The 15,171-nt window shown below is 58.8% G+C and carries 22 protein-coding genes and 1 tRNA gene; 8 read left to right on the forward strand and 15 right to left on the reverse strand.

Annotation, left to right across the window (positions count from 1 at the left end; translation table 11 throughout):
• Window positions 1-4: 4 nt before the first annotated feature.
• From ruvC to CP97_RS00835, 5 genes are all read right to left on the reverse strand, one after another.
• Window positions 5-469, reverse strand: a complete 465-nt coding sequence (gene ruvC / locus CP97_RS00815; RefSeq protein WP_048884382.1) for a crossover junction endodeoxyribonuclease RuvC — start codon at window positions 467-469, stop codon at window positions 5-7.
• Between the two features lie 24 nt (window positions 470-493).
• Complete coding sequence (locus CP97_RS00820) at window positions 494-844, reverse strand: DUF3147 family protein (protein ID WP_048884383.1); 351 nt, start codon at window positions 842-844, stop codon at window positions 494-496.
• Complete coding sequence (locus CP97_RS00825; RefSeq protein WP_048884384.1) at window positions 844-1,590, reverse strand: YebC/PmpR family DNA-binding transcriptional regulator; 747 nt, start codon at window positions 1,588-1,590, stop codon at window positions 844-846. The genes CP97_RS00820 and CP97_RS00825 overlap by 1 nt, the downstream gene beginning before the upstream one ends.
• 313 nt (window positions 1,591-1,903) lie before the next feature.
• Window positions 1,904-2,140, reverse strand: a complete 237-nt coding sequence (locus tag CP97_RS00830) for a DUF2312 domain-containing protein (protein ID WP_048884385.1) — start codon at window positions 2,138-2,140, stop codon at window positions 1,904-1,906.
• Between the two features lie 246 nt (window positions 2,141-2,386).
• Window positions 2,387-2,704 (reverse strand): DUF1244 domain-containing protein, encoded by a 318-nt coding sequence (locus CP97_RS00835; protein ID WP_048884386.1) that lies wholly within the window; start codon window positions 2,702-2,704, stop codon window positions 2,387-2,389.
• Between the two features lie 69 nt (window positions 2,705-2,773).
• Between CP97_RS00835 and pyk the strand changes: the two genes are divergently transcribed.
• Window positions 2,774-4,258 (forward strand): pyruvate kinase, encoded by a 1,485-nt coding sequence (pyk, locus tag CP97_RS00840; RefSeq protein ID WP_048884387.1) that lies wholly within the window; start codon window positions 2,774-2,776, stop codon window positions 4,256-4,258.
• Between the two features lie 73 nt (window positions 4,259-4,331).
• Here pyk and CP97_RS00845 read toward each other — a convergent pair.
• A tRNA-Gly gene (locus CP97_RS00845) sits at window positions 4,332-4,406 on the reverse strand.
• Window positions 4,407-4,617: 211 nt separating this feature from the next.
• Between CP97_RS00845 and CP97_RS00850 the strand changes: the two genes are divergently transcribed.
• Window positions 4,618-5,562 (forward strand): tetratricopeptide repeat protein, encoded by a 945-nt coding sequence (locus CP97_RS00850; protein WP_048884388.1) that lies wholly within the window; start codon window positions 4,618-4,620, stop codon window positions 5,560-5,562.
• Window positions 5,559-6,173, forward strand: coding sequence for an LON peptidase substrate-binding domain-containing protein (locus CP97_RS00855; RefSeq protein ID WP_048884389.1), 615 nt, complete (start codon window positions 5,559-5,561; stop codon window positions 6,171-6,173). Before CP97_RS00850 ends, CP97_RS00855 begins: the two co-directional genes overlap by 4 nt.
• A 5-nt stretch (window positions 6,174-6,178) precedes the next feature.
• Here the strand turns inward: CP97_RS00855 and CP97_RS00860 are convergent, their stop codons facing one another.
• From CP97_RS00860 to argB, 4 genes are all read right to left on the reverse strand, one after another.
• The gene (locus CP97_RS00860) at window positions 6,179-6,802 is read right to left on the reverse strand and encodes a MarC family protein (RefSeq protein WP_048884390.1); all 624 of its coding nucleotides are present in this window, start codon (window positions 6,800-6,802) and stop codon (window positions 6,179-6,181) included.
• A gap of 6 nt (window positions 6,803-6,808) precedes the next feature.
• Window positions 6,809-7,603, reverse strand: coding sequence for a hypothetical protein (locus CP97_RS00865; protein WP_048884391.1), 795 nt, complete (start codon window positions 7,601-7,603; stop codon window positions 6,809-6,811).
• Between the two features lie 40 nt (window positions 7,604-7,643).
• A complete protein-coding gene (locus CP97_RS00870) occupies window positions 7,644-7,919 on the reverse strand; it encodes a YggT family protein (protein WP_236780935.1) in 276 nt (91 codons plus the stop codon).
• Between the two features lie 157 nt (window positions 7,920-8,076).
• The gene (gene argB, locus CP97_RS00875; RefSeq protein WP_048884392.1) at window positions 8,077-9,003 is read right to left on the reverse strand and encodes an acetylglutamate kinase; all 927 of its coding nucleotides are present in this window, start codon (window positions 9,001-9,003) and stop codon (window positions 8,077-8,079) included.
• Between the two features lie 188 nt (window positions 9,004-9,191).
• Between argB and CP97_RS16600 the strand changes: the two genes are divergently transcribed.
• The 5 genes from CP97_RS16600 (at window position 9,192) to CP97_RS00895 (ending at window position 12,220) form a co-directional block, all read left to right on the forward strand.
• Window positions 9,192-9,326 (forward strand): hypothetical protein, encoded by a 135-nt coding sequence (locus CP97_RS16600; RefSeq protein ID WP_257730332.1) that lies wholly within the window; start codon window positions 9,192-9,194, stop codon window positions 9,324-9,326.
• Window positions 9,327-9,389: 63 nt separating this feature from the next.
• Complete coding sequence (ppk2, locus tag CP97_RS00880; protein WP_048884393.1) at window positions 9,390-10,163, forward strand: polyphosphate kinase 2; 774 nt, start codon at window positions 9,390-9,392, stop codon at window positions 10,161-10,163.
• 31 nt (window positions 10,164-10,194) lie between these two features.
• Window positions 10,195-10,842 carry a hypothetical protein gene (locus CP97_RS00885; protein ID WP_048886586.1) on the forward strand — a complete coding sequence of 216 codons (648 nt, stop codon included), beginning with the start codon at window positions 10,195-10,197 and terminating at the stop codon, window positions 10,840-10,842.
• A gap of 215 nt (window positions 10,843-11,057) precedes the next feature.
• Window positions 11,058-11,552, forward strand: coding sequence for a DUF4870 family protein (locus CP97_RS00890; RefSeq protein WP_053106486.1), 495 nt, complete (start codon window positions 11,058-11,060; stop codon window positions 11,550-11,552).
• A 107-nt stretch (window positions 11,553-11,659) separates the two neighbouring features.
• The gene (locus CP97_RS00895; protein ID WP_063612471.1) at window positions 11,660-12,220 is read left to right on the forward strand and encodes a thermonuclease family protein; all 561 of its coding nucleotides are present in this window, start codon (window positions 11,660-11,662) and stop codon (window positions 12,218-12,220) included.
• A 7-nt stretch (window positions 12,221-12,227) separates the two neighbouring features.
• Here CP97_RS00895 and CP97_RS00900 read toward each other — a convergent pair whose 3' ends face one another.
• The 5 genes from CP97_RS00900 to CP97_RS00915 form a co-directional block, all read right to left on the reverse strand.
• Complete coding sequence (locus tag CP97_RS00900; protein WP_227819634.1) at window positions 12,228-12,533, reverse strand: DUF1294 domain-containing protein; 306 nt, start codon at window positions 12,531-12,533, stop codon at window positions 12,228-12,230.
• A gap of 207 nt (window positions 12,534-12,740) precedes the next feature.
• Complete coding sequence (locus tag CP97_RS00905) at window positions 12,741-13,478, reverse strand: putative phage abortive infection protein (RefSeq protein ID WP_048884394.1); 738 nt, start codon at window positions 13,476-13,478, stop codon at window positions 12,741-12,743.
• The gene (locus CP97_RS15750) at window positions 13,465-13,629 is read right to left on the reverse strand and encodes a DUF2158 domain-containing protein (protein WP_082863663.1); all 165 of its coding nucleotides are present in this window, start codon (window positions 13,627-13,629) and stop codon (window positions 13,465-13,467) included. Before CP97_RS15750 ends, CP97_RS00905 begins: the two co-directional genes overlap by 14 nt.
• Window positions 13,630-13,638: 9 nt before the next feature.
• On the reverse strand, window positions 13,639-14,694 hold the full coding sequence (locus CP97_RS00910; RefSeq protein ID WP_048884395.1) for a ribonucleotide-diphosphate reductase subunit beta: 1,056 nt from the start codon (window positions 14,692-14,694) through the stop codon (window positions 13,639-13,641).
• A 165-nt stretch (window positions 14,695-14,859) separates the two neighbouring features.
• Window positions 14,860-15,165: a hypothetical protein gene (locus tag CP97_RS00915; RefSeq protein WP_048884396.1), complete on the reverse strand. Its 306-nt coding sequence runs from the start codon at window positions 15,163-15,165 to the stop codon at window positions 14,860-14,862.
• Between the last annotated feature and the right edge of the window lie 6 nt (window positions 15,166-15,171).

Here is a 15,171-nt window from a genome sequence, read left to right on the forward strand (position 1 = left end):
CCACCTATCCCAGATGCGCGTCAGCTATGGCAACTGCCAGCGCATCTGCCGCGTCGGCCCCGGCAATCTGCGCGCCCGGCAGCAGAATCTTGAGCATAGCCTGTACCTGCGTTTTGTCCGCCGCGCCGGTGCCTACAACCGCCTTCTTGACCAGCCGCGCCGCGTGTTCGCGCACCTCCAGCCCTGCGGCGCCGCACGCGGCCAGCACCGCGCCGCGCGCCTGTGCCAGCTTGATCGTGCTTTGCGCATTCTTGTTGGCGAAGATTTCTTCTGCCGCTGCGCGATCTGGCGCATGCGTTCCGATCACGGCTGCGATTGCTGCATGAAGATGATCGAGCCGCTGCGCGATCGGCGCTTTGGCGGCGGTTTTCACCTGCCCGTTGGCGATGTGCGAAATACGGCTGCCTTCGATACGGATGACACCCCAGCCGGTGCAGCTGAGCGAAGGATCGAGGCCGATGATCAGCATGGAAAGACAGGACGCGCCATCGCGCTACAGCCGGATGCCGATGCGCGGACCAAATTGCACCATCAGCAGATATAGCCCCACAGTCAGCGCGCAGCCGAGGGTCAGTGACAGCCAGAAGGGCATCCCGGCGCGCAACATCATCGGGATCGCGAGGAACATCGGCAGACTGGGCAGGACAAACCAGAATGTGGCCTCGCTATGGCGTGCCATGTTTTCTGTGTCGGGGCGTGCGCGCCACAAGAAGAGCATTCCCAGAACCGACACTAGTGGCAGGCTGGCTACCAGCGCCGCCATTGCCGGCAGACGTTTCCCGATTTCCGCAATTGCCGCGATCATCGCCCCGGCCAGTGCTGCCTTGGCGATAATCTGCCACATCAGTCGGAGACCTTCTCCATCACCTCATCAGAGATATCGTAATTGCCCCACACTGTCTGCACATCGTCGTCATCATCGAGCACGTCCATCAGCTTGAGCAGAGTCGAAGCGTTCTTTTCGTCCATGTCGACGGTGAGGTTGGGCTTCCAGGCCAGCTTCACGGTTTCAGCCTCTCCTAAAACCTTTTCAAGGTCGGCTGCAACCTGATGAAGATCGTCTGCTGCGGTCCAGATTTCATGGCCGTCTTCCGACGACGCGATGTCTTCCGCACCCGCCTCCATTGCCGCTTCGAGCACCTTGTCCTCACTGCCTGCGGTGGCAGGATAAAGGATGAAGCCCAGCCGCTCAAACCCGTGAACAACGCTGCCTTCGGTGCCCAGATTGCCGCCATGTTTGGAAAATGCCGTGCGCACGGCGGTGGCGGTGCGGTTGCGATTGTCTGTCAGCGTTTCCACGATGATCGCGCTGCCGCCGGGACCATAGCCTTCATAGCGGACCTCTTCGTAATTCTCGTCATCCCCTGCGGTCGCCTTGTCGATGGCGCGCTGGATATTGTCCTTGGGCATGGACTGCGCCTTGGCGGTATTGACCGCGAGGCGCAGGCGTGGGTTCATGTCCGGATCGGGCGTGCCCATCTTCGCCGCCACCGTGATTTCGCGGGAAAGCTTGGAAAAGAGGTTGGACCGCTTTTTGTCCTGCGCACCCTTGCGGTGCATGATATTCTTAAATTTGGAATGGCCTGCCATGGGTTTCGCTAGTCTCGAGATTTATTGTGGGATTAGCCCTTATCGCAGCATTGCGCTGGGTAGCAACCCGGAGGAAAGACGATTCCGCCGGGATGGGACGACGTCAACATCCCCACAGGCGGCATGCGCTAAACGCTAGCGTTTTCGAAGATGTGCTGCGCCTTCGTGCCCGGGCAAGCGGGCATGCGATCACCGAGCTCGATAATCGCGCAGCTAAGGGTGTCCGGCAGATTTTCCAGCACGGACCCGATCGCCCGGACCGGGCTTCACTTCCGCAATTACTGGCCATCACCCCTGCGGCGCAGCGGGCGCCTCAACCCATGCCGAGCGCGGCCTTATAGGTATCGAGAATCATTTCCTGCTCGCTGCGATCATTGGGCTCCATCTTCCGCAGGCGCACAATCTGGCGCATGATCTTGGCATCATATCCTACTGCCTTCGCCTCTAGATAGACGTCGCGAATATCATCGGCGATGCCCTTCTTTTCCTCTTCGAGGCGTTCAATGCGCTCGATCAGCAGGCGCAGGCGGTCGTCGGTGGCTTCGGCCATGGTATAACTCCATAAATGCGAGAATCAGTTGGCCCGTCGTTAGCGGGGCATTCTGGCGCGGTGAAGGCGCTGCATGTCTTCTCCACGCGATTTTACTCCGCGGGCATCACGCCACATCCCAGCCGCATTGCCCGTTACTTGCGCCATGAGGGTCAGAAGAGCGCATTCTGATGGTCGTTGAAAAGATCCGCTGCGTAGCTGACGCTCAACCGCTGGAACTTAGGTTTCGCCGTCAGCAAGTTTGCCCTAGCGAAGATCGGCTGCGTTCTTATGCAGACTGGCGGCCATCGCCTCAATCTGTTCGCGCGTCGCCTCGCTCTGGTGTGTCGCCTTCCATTCATCCATCGGCATGCCGTGGATCAACTCCCGTGCAGCTGCCTTGTCACCATCAAACCCCGCGTCGATTATCCAGTCGGACAGGCAATTGCGGCAAAAACCGGCAAGCCCCATCAGCTCTATGTTTTGTGCATCATGGCGATGGCGCAGATGGCGTACCAGCCGCCGGAATGCCGCGGCCGCCACATCATCGGGCAAGGTGTCGATTGGATCAGGTTGCTCACGCATACCAATGTGTCCTTGAACATGGTTAGAGGATGCTTGTCTTGTCGCATGCCAATGGCATAGGCACAATGCATGGAACAGCAGCAAAATCCGAGACTCGATCCTCGCGGTCGCAAGGTCAAGATCCTTGCCACAACCGGGCCAGCCACCGCCAATCCAGATGTGCTCCGCAATTTGTTCCTTGCTGGTGCCGATGCTTTCCGCGTGAATATGAGCCATGGTGAACACGAGGTCCACGCACAGACAATCGCAAACATCCGCGCGCTGGAACGCGAATTCAGGCGGCCCATCGCAATTCTGGCCGATCTTCAGGGCCCCAAGCTTCGTGTTGGCAAATTTGCCGATGGCCGTGCCACTATCGCGCATGGTGCCAGCTTCACCTTTGATCGCTCAACTGAACCAGGTAATGCGGCCCGCGTAGAACTGCCGCATGCAGAGATTTTCAATGTCATCGAGGAAGGTCAACGCCTGCTGGTCAATGACGGGAAAATCCGCCTGCGGGTAAAGTCGATCAGCGCCGATGCCATTGTCTGCAAGGCGGAAGTTGGCGGCGTGATATCGGATCGCAAGGGGGTGAATGTCCCCGATACCGAAATTCCCATTCCCGCGCTCACCGACAAGGATCGCCGCGACCTCGCTTTTGCGATGGAGCAGGGTGCCGATTGGATCGGCCTGTCATTTGTCCAGCGCCCCGATGACCTTGCCGAGGCGCGCAAGCTGATGATCGGCGCGGACGGAAAACCGCGCGGCGCGCTTTGTGCCAAGATCGAAAAGCCGCAGGCAATCCATCGCCTGCACGAGATCATTGATCTGGCAGACGGTATCATGGTCGCGCGCGGCGATCTGGGCGTAGAGCTTAATCCCGAAGAAGTGCCACCGCTGCAGAAGAAAATTGTCAATGCCACCCGCCTGACCGGCAAGCCAGTTATCGTGGCTACGCAGATGCTCGAATCCATGATTGAAAGCCCTGCGCCAACCCGCGCAGAGGTGTCCGATGTTGCCAACGCCGTCTATGACGGTGCCGACGCAGTAATGCTCAGCGCAGAAACCGCAGCTGGTGACTGGCCCGAAGAAGCCGTCTTAATGATGGCCAATATCGCAAAACAGGTGGAACAGGACGAATCCTACCTGCCCCGCGTGCGCATGCTGGACACCCCGCCTGACGCAACCACTGCCGATGCGCTGGCACATGCCTGCATGACGATTGCCGATACGGTGAAGATCAATGCGATTACCGTCTTCACATCATCAGGCAGTTCTGCCCGCCGCGTCGCACGCGAACGGCCGGCTGTTCCTGTCATGGTGCTCACCCCCAGCGATGAAGTCGGAAGGCGCGTGGCGCTGCTATGGGGCACACATCCCGTCATCACCCGCGACATCGGCAGTTTTGAGGAGATGATCGCCAAGGGTAAACGCATGGCGCTGCGCCACGGTTTTGGTGGATCGGGCAGCCGACTTGCGGTGATGGCAGGCGTGCCATTCGGCCAGTCCGGCGCCACCAACCTCGTCCACGTGGTTTCGGTGCAGGGTGACGAATTGAAGAATTACGAAAGCTGATCCAGCCGCGGGGCAATAATGGTCCCCTGCCGCCCCAAAGGGCAATGCTGCTTTTCGACGAGATGGAAGACAATGGAGCGGGCGAGGCGATTCGAACGCCCGACCCCAACCTTGGCAAGGTTGTGCTCTACCCCTGAGCTACGCCCGCTCACTGACGCTCATCCGAAAGGTCCTTCCGGATGGGGAGCGGCGCGGTTAGCACCAGCTTGCCACCCCCGCAAGAGATAATCGTGCTGTTTTGGCTCCCCTTTGAAACATTAGGCCGCCACTATCCGATAACCCCTTCACAAACTGCACACTGACGCCACATTGGGCCCTTATCCGCACGTAACTTTTACAGGAGCATCACCTTGGCAAGCATGGGCCTCAATATTGACGAACAAAAAGCGGTCGACCGTTTTCGCAAGCAGGTGGTGGAACCCAGCCAGACCAAGCTGGTGATCGTCGATTTCTGGGCCGAATGGTGCGGTCCGTGCAAGGCGCTGGCGCCGATGCTGGAAAAAGTGGTCGCCGAATATTCCGACAAGGGCGTGCTTCTGGCCAAGATCGATGTGGATGAGGAAAAGTTCATCGCGGCCCAGTTTCAGGTCCAGTCCATCCCCACGGTCTATGCCATATTCAAGGGCCAGCCTGTCGCCGATTTGACCTCCGCGCGCACGGAATCGCAGCTGAAATCCGCTCTCGACGAGCTGCTGAAGCAATTGCCGGTGCAGCCGGGTGCTGGCGGTGCGGAAGACGAAATGGCACAGATGGAAGCCCAGCTTGCCGAGATGATCGCCATGGGCGAAGAACTGCTCGCTGCAGAAGAGCATGACAAGGCGATTGAGCTTTATTCGCAAATCTCCCAAGGCGCCCCACCTCCCCTGGCGCAGAAGCCCGAAGTACAATCTGGCCTGATCCGCGCGCTGATCGCTGCCGGACGCACCGAGGAAGCGCGCGCCGCTTTCGACAATCTGCCAGAGGATGTGCAGGGCGATCCGCTGGTGCAGCAGGCGCAGACTGCGATTGAACTGGCCGGAACCAAGGTCGATGACAGCGAATTGCAGGCATTGCGCGCCGCGGCAGCCGAACGTCCGGCTGATAATGCAGCTCAACTGGCATTTGCCGAAGCGGCCTTTGCGGCTGGTGAACGTGACGAAGCAGCCGATGTGCTGCTACGCGCGATCAAGGCATCGGGTGAAGGCGAAGACGGTGAAGCGGATGAAGTAAAGGCTAAACTGCTCCAGATCTTCGAAGCAGTAGGACTGGAAGATCCGTGGGTTTCAGCCCAGCGCCGCAAGCTTTCATTGCTGTTGTTCGGATGAGCGGAACGCGTCTTTCCATCTTTCCGCTGACAGGTGCGATCCTGTTTCCCGGGCTGCAATTGCCGCTCCATATATTCGAGCCGCGATATCGCGCGATGGTTGGCGATTCGCTGGCTCGTGACCGCAGAATTGCGATGATCCAGCCGACCGAACCGGAGGATGATGCCCCGCTTTACGGGATTGGTTGTGTGGGCAAGATTACCGATGTGCAAACCAGTGAGGACGGGTTGTATAACATCGTCCTGGAAGGCGAGGCGCGTTTCCGTATCCTGCGCGAACTCAGCGTCAATACGCCGTTTAGGCAGGTCGAGGCAGAATTGATCGAAGAGCCTGCCGAGGAGTATCTCTCATTGGGTGAACGCGCCAGCTTTGAGCATGAGGCGCGCAAATTTGCCGATGCACAGGGCTATGCGATTGACTGGGATTCGGTCGCGCAACTGGATGATGTCACGCTTATCAACGGGGTATCGCAAATTGCGCCATTCGATGCCGCCGCCAAGCAGGGCCTGCTCGAAGCGCCTAACCTGCGCGAAAGGTGCGATCTGCTAGTGTCCTTGCTGGAGTTTTTCGCCAAGGGCGATCCCGATGAAGGTCACGTCACGCTTCAGTAGCGCATTCAGACGTTGAAACTGCCGCGCAATCCGTCAATCACATATTGTGCGGCCAGCGCGGCGAGCAGCACGCCAAGCAATCGCGTAATCACCGCTTCTACCCGCGCACCAAGCATGCGGATCAGCGGACCCGCCGCCATCAGCGCAACCATGGTGAGAAGCAGCACAGCGCCAAGCGCGCCTAGGACGACCAGCGTTTCGTCCAGCCCTTCTGCCTCATTCTGCAACAGCATGATGGCGGCAATCGCGCCTGGACCTGCCAGCATCGGCATCGCCATGGGGAAGACCGAGACATCCTCGACCTCTGGTGTGGCGGCAACCTTTTCGGCGCGTTCCTCACGCCGCTGGGTGCGCTTTTCAAAAACCATTTCCCAGGCAATCCAGAACAGCATCAGGCCGCCTGCAATGCGGAAACTGTCAAGCTCAATATGCAGCGCGCCCAGCAGATCCTGCCCGAAGAGGGCGAATACAAGCAGTATGATTGCCGCGATCACGCAAGCCCGCATCGCCATATTGCGGGCCTGCGCAGGCGTCGCACCCTTTGTCAGCCCGGCATAAATTGGCGCGCAACCCGGCGGATCGATCACCACGAACAGCGTGATAAAGGCGGAAAGGAACAGTTGGAGCACGGCTTGTTACTGACCTTGTGGCGATGGCGCAGATGCGGGGTCTGGCGGAACGGTGAAATCCAGTGCCTGTTCCCAGACACCATTGCGCAGCCAATCCACGACGACACGACGGGTTCCATCTGCGTGATGTTCCCACCTGTATTGCAATGTCCAGTCATCGGACTGGCGCGTGCGACTTTTTACATTGTCGGCCAGTTCTGCCTCAGGCGGCAGGGCGATGGGGCCACCGCGCGCGCAATCGGCCACGCGCCCGTCGATCGCAGTCATGCCGGGAACGATGATTGCGTCCTCGGGAATATCCGGCGCGGTGCGCGGCGCTGGCTGCGGATTATCGGGCGCGGCCATTTCATATGACCATTTATAGCCGCGGTCGCTCTGCAGATCCCACGCGGTGACATAACTGCCCAGAAGTCCTTCTGGGTCCTGGAACCGCCCGAAACTGACCGCCAATGTGCCATCGCAGCTCGACCAGACGGCGGTGGGCGACCAGGCGACGGCCTCCGCCGGGTCTGCCAGTTCTGCAAGAAAAGAGGCGGCAGGGATCGTTCCATCACGGCCATGCAGCAAGGCGCCCGTAGCGGCATATTCGCGCGAGGCGGTCCACTGGCCTTCATCGCGGGCCTTGCGCGCAAAAGCGATATCGGCAGCGACAACGCGGCCCGGATCACCAATCGTATCGAGCCGATCCAGGACGGAGGCAGCCTCACGCCCCTGCCGCTTTCGCTGCTGCGCCTGGGAGGAAGTGCAAGCTGACAAGAGCGCGGCCAGTGCGATTGCGAAGACAAGATTGCGCGCCGTCATGAAATTCCTATGCGCCCAAACGGACGCTGTAAATGGAGTATCAGGCGATATTGCCAAGAATGATGATGACTGCATTAAGCAGCAGGATCAGCACCAGCGGCGAAAAGTCTATCGCGCCTGTTGCAGGCAACAACCGGCGGATTGGCTGCAGCAGCGGATCGAGCAGTGACTGGATCGAGCGGTAGACCTGCGTCAGGAACTGGTTGCTGGGGCTGATCACGTTGAAGGCGAACAGCAGCCCGATAACGAACTGGATAATGACCAGGAAGATGATCGCATTCACGACCATGCTGAGAATCTGGATAATGGCGATCACGCGTTTTTCCCGTCTGTATTGTCAGGCGTGGCGGCAAGCCTGCCGATAGATTTGACCCAGAGGCAATCTAGGCGCGCTGACGCCCAGTCTCAAGCCGTAGTATTTGGAGTTGATGTTTGTCATGATATTTAGGTCGCACTGCATCAGGGTGGCGGAGCTAGCTCCCTGACTGGCAGGCGCTGACGAGAGTGCCTGCACCGCGACTGGTGAAGAACTCCAGCAGCATGGCATGGGGCACACGCCCATCCAGCACCACGGCGGCTTCGCAGCCCGCCTCTACCGCATCCACACAGGTTTGCAGCTTGGGTATCATCCCACCGCTGATCGTGCCGTTTTCCCGCAGTTCGGCAATGTCGGCGGGTTGCAGGTCGGTCAGCAGATTGCCCTGCTTGTCGAGCACGCCGGCAACATCGGTCAGCAGGAACAGTCGCGCCGCACCCAACGCTGCGGCAATCGCACCTGCCATGGTGTCGGCATTGATGTTGTAAGTGTGCCCCGCCCCGTCTGATGCGATGGGAGCGATGATCGGAATCATGCCCGCATCGCTCACGGTCTTGAGGACACTGGTATCGACTGCCACCGGCTCTCCGACAAAGCCGAGATCCACCGCCTGTTCGATCTGGCTGCCCGGATCCTTTGCCGTCCGCTTGACCTTTTCGGCACGCACCATCTTGCCATCCTTGCCCGACAGGCCAAGCGCCTTGCCTCCGGCCTGATTGACCCAGCCAACCAATTCCTTGTTGATAGAGCCGGATAAAACCATTTCGGCAATCTCGGCGGTGGCCTTGTCGGTCACGCGCAGACCGTCGACAAATGTGCTTTCGACACCCAGTTTCTTCAGCATGGCGCCGATCTGCGGGCCGCCGCCATGCACGACGACCGGATTGATACCGACAGCCTTCAGCAAGACGATATCTTCGGCGAAATCTTCCGCCGCAGCCGGATCGCCCATTGCATGGCCACCGTATTTCACCACGAAGCTGCGGCCTGCATAGCGCTGGAAATAGGGCAGCGCCTCGATCAGTGTCTCGGCCTTGGTCAGCATGGTTGCGTCGCTGGGCTGTGGATTGACAGTATTGGTCATGGGAGCGCGCAATAGTGTGCAAGTCTGCCAAGGGCCAGCAATTTGCGCTATCCAATTACCGGGGACGGGCAGAACAATTGTGTTCCGCGACTTAACGAGAAATCAATAAAGGCAGGCGACAGTGTGGCATAGCAGAATTCGCTCTTCACTTGGCTTTCCCGGCCAATTGGAGTGACAGGAGGTTGTTCATGAACGAACCGGCCAATTCAGATACTACCAAAGGGCGCCGCAAGACGGATCGCCGCAAGTCCGATATGCCTCGCGATGGCGTGGATCGCCGTATGGGTGATCGCCGCAGTAGCCCGCGCATTTTGGCACAGTAGGCCCCACTCCAGCCGCTGGTTGTTTCTGGCCTTCGCGCCCTGCTTGCGGCAAGACTGCGTGCCATGAAAAAGAAGCTTTATGAAGACAGGCTCGAGGCGCTTGAGCATGAACTGGTTGCTATGGCCCGCTGGGCAAAAGCCACCGGCGAGCGCATTTGCGTGCTGCTCGAAGGGCGCGATACGGCGGGCAAGGGCGGCACGATCAAGGCCATTGCCGACAGGGTGAACCCGCGCCAGTGTCGCATAGTCGCGCTGCCCAAGCCCAGCGATGTGGAGCGCACGCAATGGTATTTCCAACGCTATGTGCCGCACCTCCCCGCCGCAGGAGAGATCGTGCTGTTCGATCGCAGCTGGTATAACCGCGCTGGCGTCGAAAAAGTGATGGGCTTTGCCAGCGATACGGAGGTTGACAAATTCCTGCGCGAAGTGCCGGTCTTCGAAAGATTGCTGGTCGATGATGGCATCAGGCTTTTCAAATACTGGTTAAGCGCAGATCAGGCCCATCAGGAGGAACGCTTTGCCGAACGGCTGGAGGACCCGCTCAAACGCTGGAAGCTTTCGCCCATCGACATAAAGGCGCGCACGAAGTTTGCCGATTACAGCGCCGCGAGGGAGGCCATGTTTGCCGCCACGCATACAGATCACGCGCCATGGACCGTGGTTGACTACAACGATCAGAAGCACGGCCGCCTTACGCTGATCCATGACCTGCTCGATCGCCTGCCCGATACACACATCCCCGATCAACCGCTCGACTGGCCAGCGCTTGACCATGCGCCGCTGGATGAGGCGTTCGATCTGCTCCGGCCGATTGCACCCTATCCGCTGGACGATTGATCCCTGCTATAGCCCTGCCATGAGCATGATTATGACCATCACCCTATCACCCGCCCGCCTTGCCGCCGCCTTCGCCACGCTGGCTCTTGCCGCCTGTGCCAGTACGCCATCCATTCCCGCCCTGCCGCCATCGCAGGAGGCATATTGGGACAATCTGGCAAGCCATTGCGGGAATGCCTATGCGGGCGGCCTTGCCAGTTCGGATGAGCGGGATGCCGATTGGGCGGGCAAGCGCATGGTGGCCCACTGGGCGCAATGTTCGCCCACCCGCATTGCCATCGCCTTCCATGTGGAGGACGCTGGCGAGGCGGAGGGATGGAACCGCAGCCGCACCTGGATCGTCACCCGCACCTCCGATGGCCTGCGCCTCAAACACGATCACCGCCATTCTGATGGCACGCAGGACGCCGTCACCCAATATGGCGGCGATACGCTGTCATCCGGCACTGCCCGCGTGCAGGATTTCCCCGTCGATGCCTTTTCCATCGCCCTGTTCGAGCGTGAGGGACTGGACGCATCGCTCACCAATATCTGGCGCGTGGAGGTGGACCCGGCAGACCAGCGCGCCGCCCGCTTTGCCTATCAACTCACCCGCCGCAACGATCCCACCCGCCTGTTTCGCGTGGAATTTGATGCAAGCCGCAATATCGCCGTCCCGCCGCCTGCCTGGGGCTGGTAGAGCACGGCCCTGCCGCGATCAGGGTGACAAAGGTTACACAGTGTCACCCTGCCCGATAGGGCCAGAACCCGCGCAATTCTGCGGGTTTTCACGCCATGACGCAGGGTGACACCTTTGCACATAAAACGCAGTTTCACAGGCGCAGCGCATCCATCAATTGCACCCAACCTTGGTGGGCGCTGGCACCTGTGTAGGAAAGTGCTAGGCTGGCGGTGATGAACCAGACGCAATCCGATCCGCACAGGCAATCGCCCGAAGCCGACACCGGAGCCGGCACCCCCTACGGCACCGGCCCCGGCACCGGCATCACGTTACAAAAACCGCTGATCGTGGGCTTGCTCTATCTGCTCAACATCTTCCTTGGGTTTTCCGTCTTTGTCGGCCTCATCCTCGCCTATGTCTGGCGCGGCGAGGAGGGGACGCAAGACTGGGAGCGCACCCATTACACCTATCTCATCCGCACCTTCTGGATCGGACTGGCGATAATGGCCGTGATTGGCGCGGTGTGGCTCTTGATGTTTATATCGATGGCAACAACAGGGCAGTTTAGCGGAGCAGGAGAGGCGGAACCTGAAGTCTTCCTCACCATGATCATCGGAATGATATTGGCCATTGTCGGCATGATCTGGTTCTGCCTGCGCGCCATTTTGTCGATAGTGAAGGCAGGCGGCCAGCAACCGATGCAAAGGCCGGAGACTTGGCTGTTCTGAGCCAAGGCAGGCGGCATTTGCCGCTTGCGCTTTAGCCAATTCTGGCAACACTTGGCCGTGTGTCGAACATTCTGAAATTTCGCCGCGACCCGAAATGGATGCGCGAATTGAAGCGCAAGGCCCGCGCGCCCAAGCCGCCACCGCGCGGGGGCGGCACATTCTGGAAGCGGGCGCTTCGCGCCATTGGCCGCTGGCGGCTGGCTATCCTGATTGCAATAATGTTGATCGTGGGCGCGGATTCCTATCGCGGCGGGGCGGCGGCGCATTGGAATATCCTGCCGTGGACACCCGAGCCAACGGCTACTGACGCAGAGGCCGCGTGGTTCCAGATATGCAAGGGCGCAATCCGCTATACTTGCGTGATCGATGGCGACACGATCTGGTATCGCGGCGAGAAGATCCGCGTGCTCGGCATCGACGCGCCCGAGGTTTCCTCACCGGGATGCCCGCGCGAAGAGGAACTGGGCGAGCGCGCCACCTATGCCTTGCGCGATATCCTCAACGAAGGCCCCTTCACCCTAAGCCGCGACGGCTTTGAACCCAATCGCGATATCTACGACCGCCTGCTCCGCCGCGTCACACGCGAAGGCGAGCCGATTGCAGAACGGCTGATCTGGCAGGGACTGGCCGTGCGCTACCGCGCGGCGGGGCCGGGTTGGTGTGATTGAGAGGGACTTAGTCCGGCCATTCCGCGAGATAGACGGCCAAGAAAACGAGCAGCACCAACTGCGCAGCAGCGATGAAATGAAGGTCGCTGCTGAAAGGTTGTTTGCGTGTCTTGTGGCGGAAAATCTGCCGACCCGCGTAGGCCCCCAACGTGCCGCCAAGCAGCGCCCACCCCAGTAGAGTAGCTTCGCTGATACGAGATTGGCCAGTCTCGGCGTACCACTTATCCGTCCCGAAGGCGGCGAAGCTGACGAAGCTGATCCCGATCAAGTAATAGGTGAGCCACTCGGCAGTCACCAGTTCGAAAATCGCCAAGGCGCGCTGCTCCCGTCAAACCGAAGATCGGGATGTAAGTCGGTTTTGATTTACAGGAAGTAAAGCGCTTGGTCCGCCGTGTAACCTGCGCAAGCGACGCTATTTTGGATCGTAACTTGTTGCAATGGATGACAGTGAGGCATCGGGTCGTCGAGCTGAAAATATTTGGGCAAATTGCACCACTTTCCACGTGGTGATCCCGAGGTCTTAAGCTCCAAATGCACCGCTTCCCATCATCTTCCCAAGGTCAAATTCCCGCTGAGCTTTCTCAGATAAATTATGCAAAAGCGCATGATCTTCTACCAGCTTTTTGAATTTATCACGCCCCTCGCCATAACAACAATTCACCGCAATCAGAATGAGTTCGGACTCAGAAAGTGTCGCGCGGAGGATTTGAATATAGAAATGCTTTTCGTCGGTTGCTGACCTGTCAACATAGCGGACCAGATGGTATAAAAATCGGAAATAGTGCCCGAGATCATTCTGATATTTTTCGTAGGTCTTTTCCCACGATCTCATCATTCCCGCCGCGCCGCGATGCCGGAGGAAGTAAACCATTGCACGAAACGCGTCTTGGCCGGTTCGTTGTGGACCTGAGCCGTCTAAGTCTACTGACGCTACGTTCTGACGATGATGATCGAGAAGTTGAAAGAAGGTTCTCTCGAAAGTGACTTCAGCCGCGAGCTTGTCGGCATTATCTTCTCGAGCGCGCACTCGTTCGAATTCACTCCGTTGGCTGCGAAAGGTAGCGATTGCGCTAAGAGCTGCTAACGAAGCCATCGCAGCGCTTAGCGGGCCAAAAGCGTCCCCGAACGCTCCAGGATTTGAGAAATTCCAATCTAGGCCGGCGGGATTCCATCCCGCCCCACTCAACGTTACGAACAGTGCCCAAGCTACAAACAGGGTCGCAACGATGACAAAAACCCGTCGGTCAATCGGGATCATCAATGACTACCAGCTGTGGCAACACAAACATTGCTTGTTGGAGTTCGTTTTTCTCGTCAAACCAAGTGCAACGAACATCTTTGCCTTCTAGCCAAGAAACGGTCATGACTGGACCTCCTGACTTTAGTTGAACTAAGTCTCCGGAATTCATAACCCAACCCTACTCCGCAGCTTGCGTAGTGCTGTCCCCGAACATGTCCGGACCTTCGTCCACGACCACTTCCTCATTCGCGGCGCTGGCCTTGCGGCGCTTGTCGAAATTGCCCCACACGTCGTTCCAATTGCCCTTGGTCGCGGCCTTGGAATATTCGGTGGCGCGGGTTTCGAAGAAGTTGGCGTGCTCCACACCGTTCAATAGCGGGGCGAGCCAGGGGAGCGGGTGGTCTTCGACCATGTAGATGCTCGGCAGGCCAAGCTGGCTGAGGCGCCAGTCCGCGATGTAACGGATGTATTTCTTGATTTCCTTGGCCGTCATGCCGGGCACGGGGCCTTGTTCGAACGCCAGATCGATGAAGGCATCTTCCAGCCGCACCGTTTTCTGGCACATGTCCATAATGTCTTCCTTGACCGATTTGGTCAGGCAATCGCGCTCTGCACAAAAGGCGTGGAACAGGCGGGTGATGCCTTCGCAATGCAGGCTTTCATCGCGCACCGACCAGCTGACGATCTGCCCCATGCCCTTCATCTTGTTGAAGCGCGGGAAGTTCATCAGCATGGCAAAGCTGGCGAATAATTGCAGCCCTTCGGTAAAGCCGCCGAACATCGCCAGCGTGCGGGCAATGTCCTGATCGGTATCGATACCGAATTCCTGCAGATAATCGTGCTTGTCCTTCATCTCCTCATATTCGAGGAACATGCCATATTCGCTTTCAGGCATACCGATGGTGTCGAGCAGGTGCGAATAGGCAGCGATGTGCACCGTTTCCATATTGGAAAAGGCGGCGAGCATCATCTTCACCTCGACCGGCTTGAACACGGAGCCGTATTTTTCGTGGTAGCAATCCTGCACCTCGATATCGGCCTGGGTGAAGAAGCGGAAAATCTGGGTGAGCAGATTGCGTTCATGATCGGTGAGGTTCTGCGCCCAGTCGCGGCAGTCCTCTCCCAAGGGCACTTCCTCGGGCATCCAGTGCACCTGCTGCTGCCGTTTCCAAAACTCATAGGCCCAGGGATATTCAAAGGGCTTGTAGGTGTTACGAGGTTCGAGCAACGACATCTGGTATCTCCGGCTTTGTAGGCGAACGTCCTATATAGGGAATTTCGCCGGTGATTCGATAGCAAAGCGGGGTTTTCGTCGGGGGATAAAGCGGCATTGCTTCCGGCCGTGACGGGGCAGGCCGCAAAGTTCGCCAATGTCAGGAAGCAGATTGCGCGGCGGCGCTCAGCGTTCGTCCGCGTTGAAGCGGCGCGAAATTTCCAGCGCAACAAGAATCGGCGTCGCCCACAGCCACGTCAGCAGCGATGCCTCACGCCAGCCGCCGCCATCCAGCGGCAGACGCGGCGAACAGACATAGATCTCAACCAGCGTTTCTGGCTGGCAGGTGGAAGGCCAATAAGCGCCCGAATACAGGAACACGCCGAGCATCAGCCACAAGGCCTGCGAGACATACAGAACGAAATAGCGCGATACCTTGACCTCGCCATAGCCGTGATGCGTCGGAAAGCGCTTGTGTGCCCTGCTCTTCATTCCCTC

Source organism: Aurantiacibacter atlanticus, from assembly GCF_001077815.2.
In the GTDB taxonomy this organism is placed as follows: domain Bacteria; phylum Pseudomonadota; class Alphaproteobacteria; order Sphingomonadales; family Sphingomonadaceae; genus Alteraurantiacibacter; species Alteraurantiacibacter atlanticus.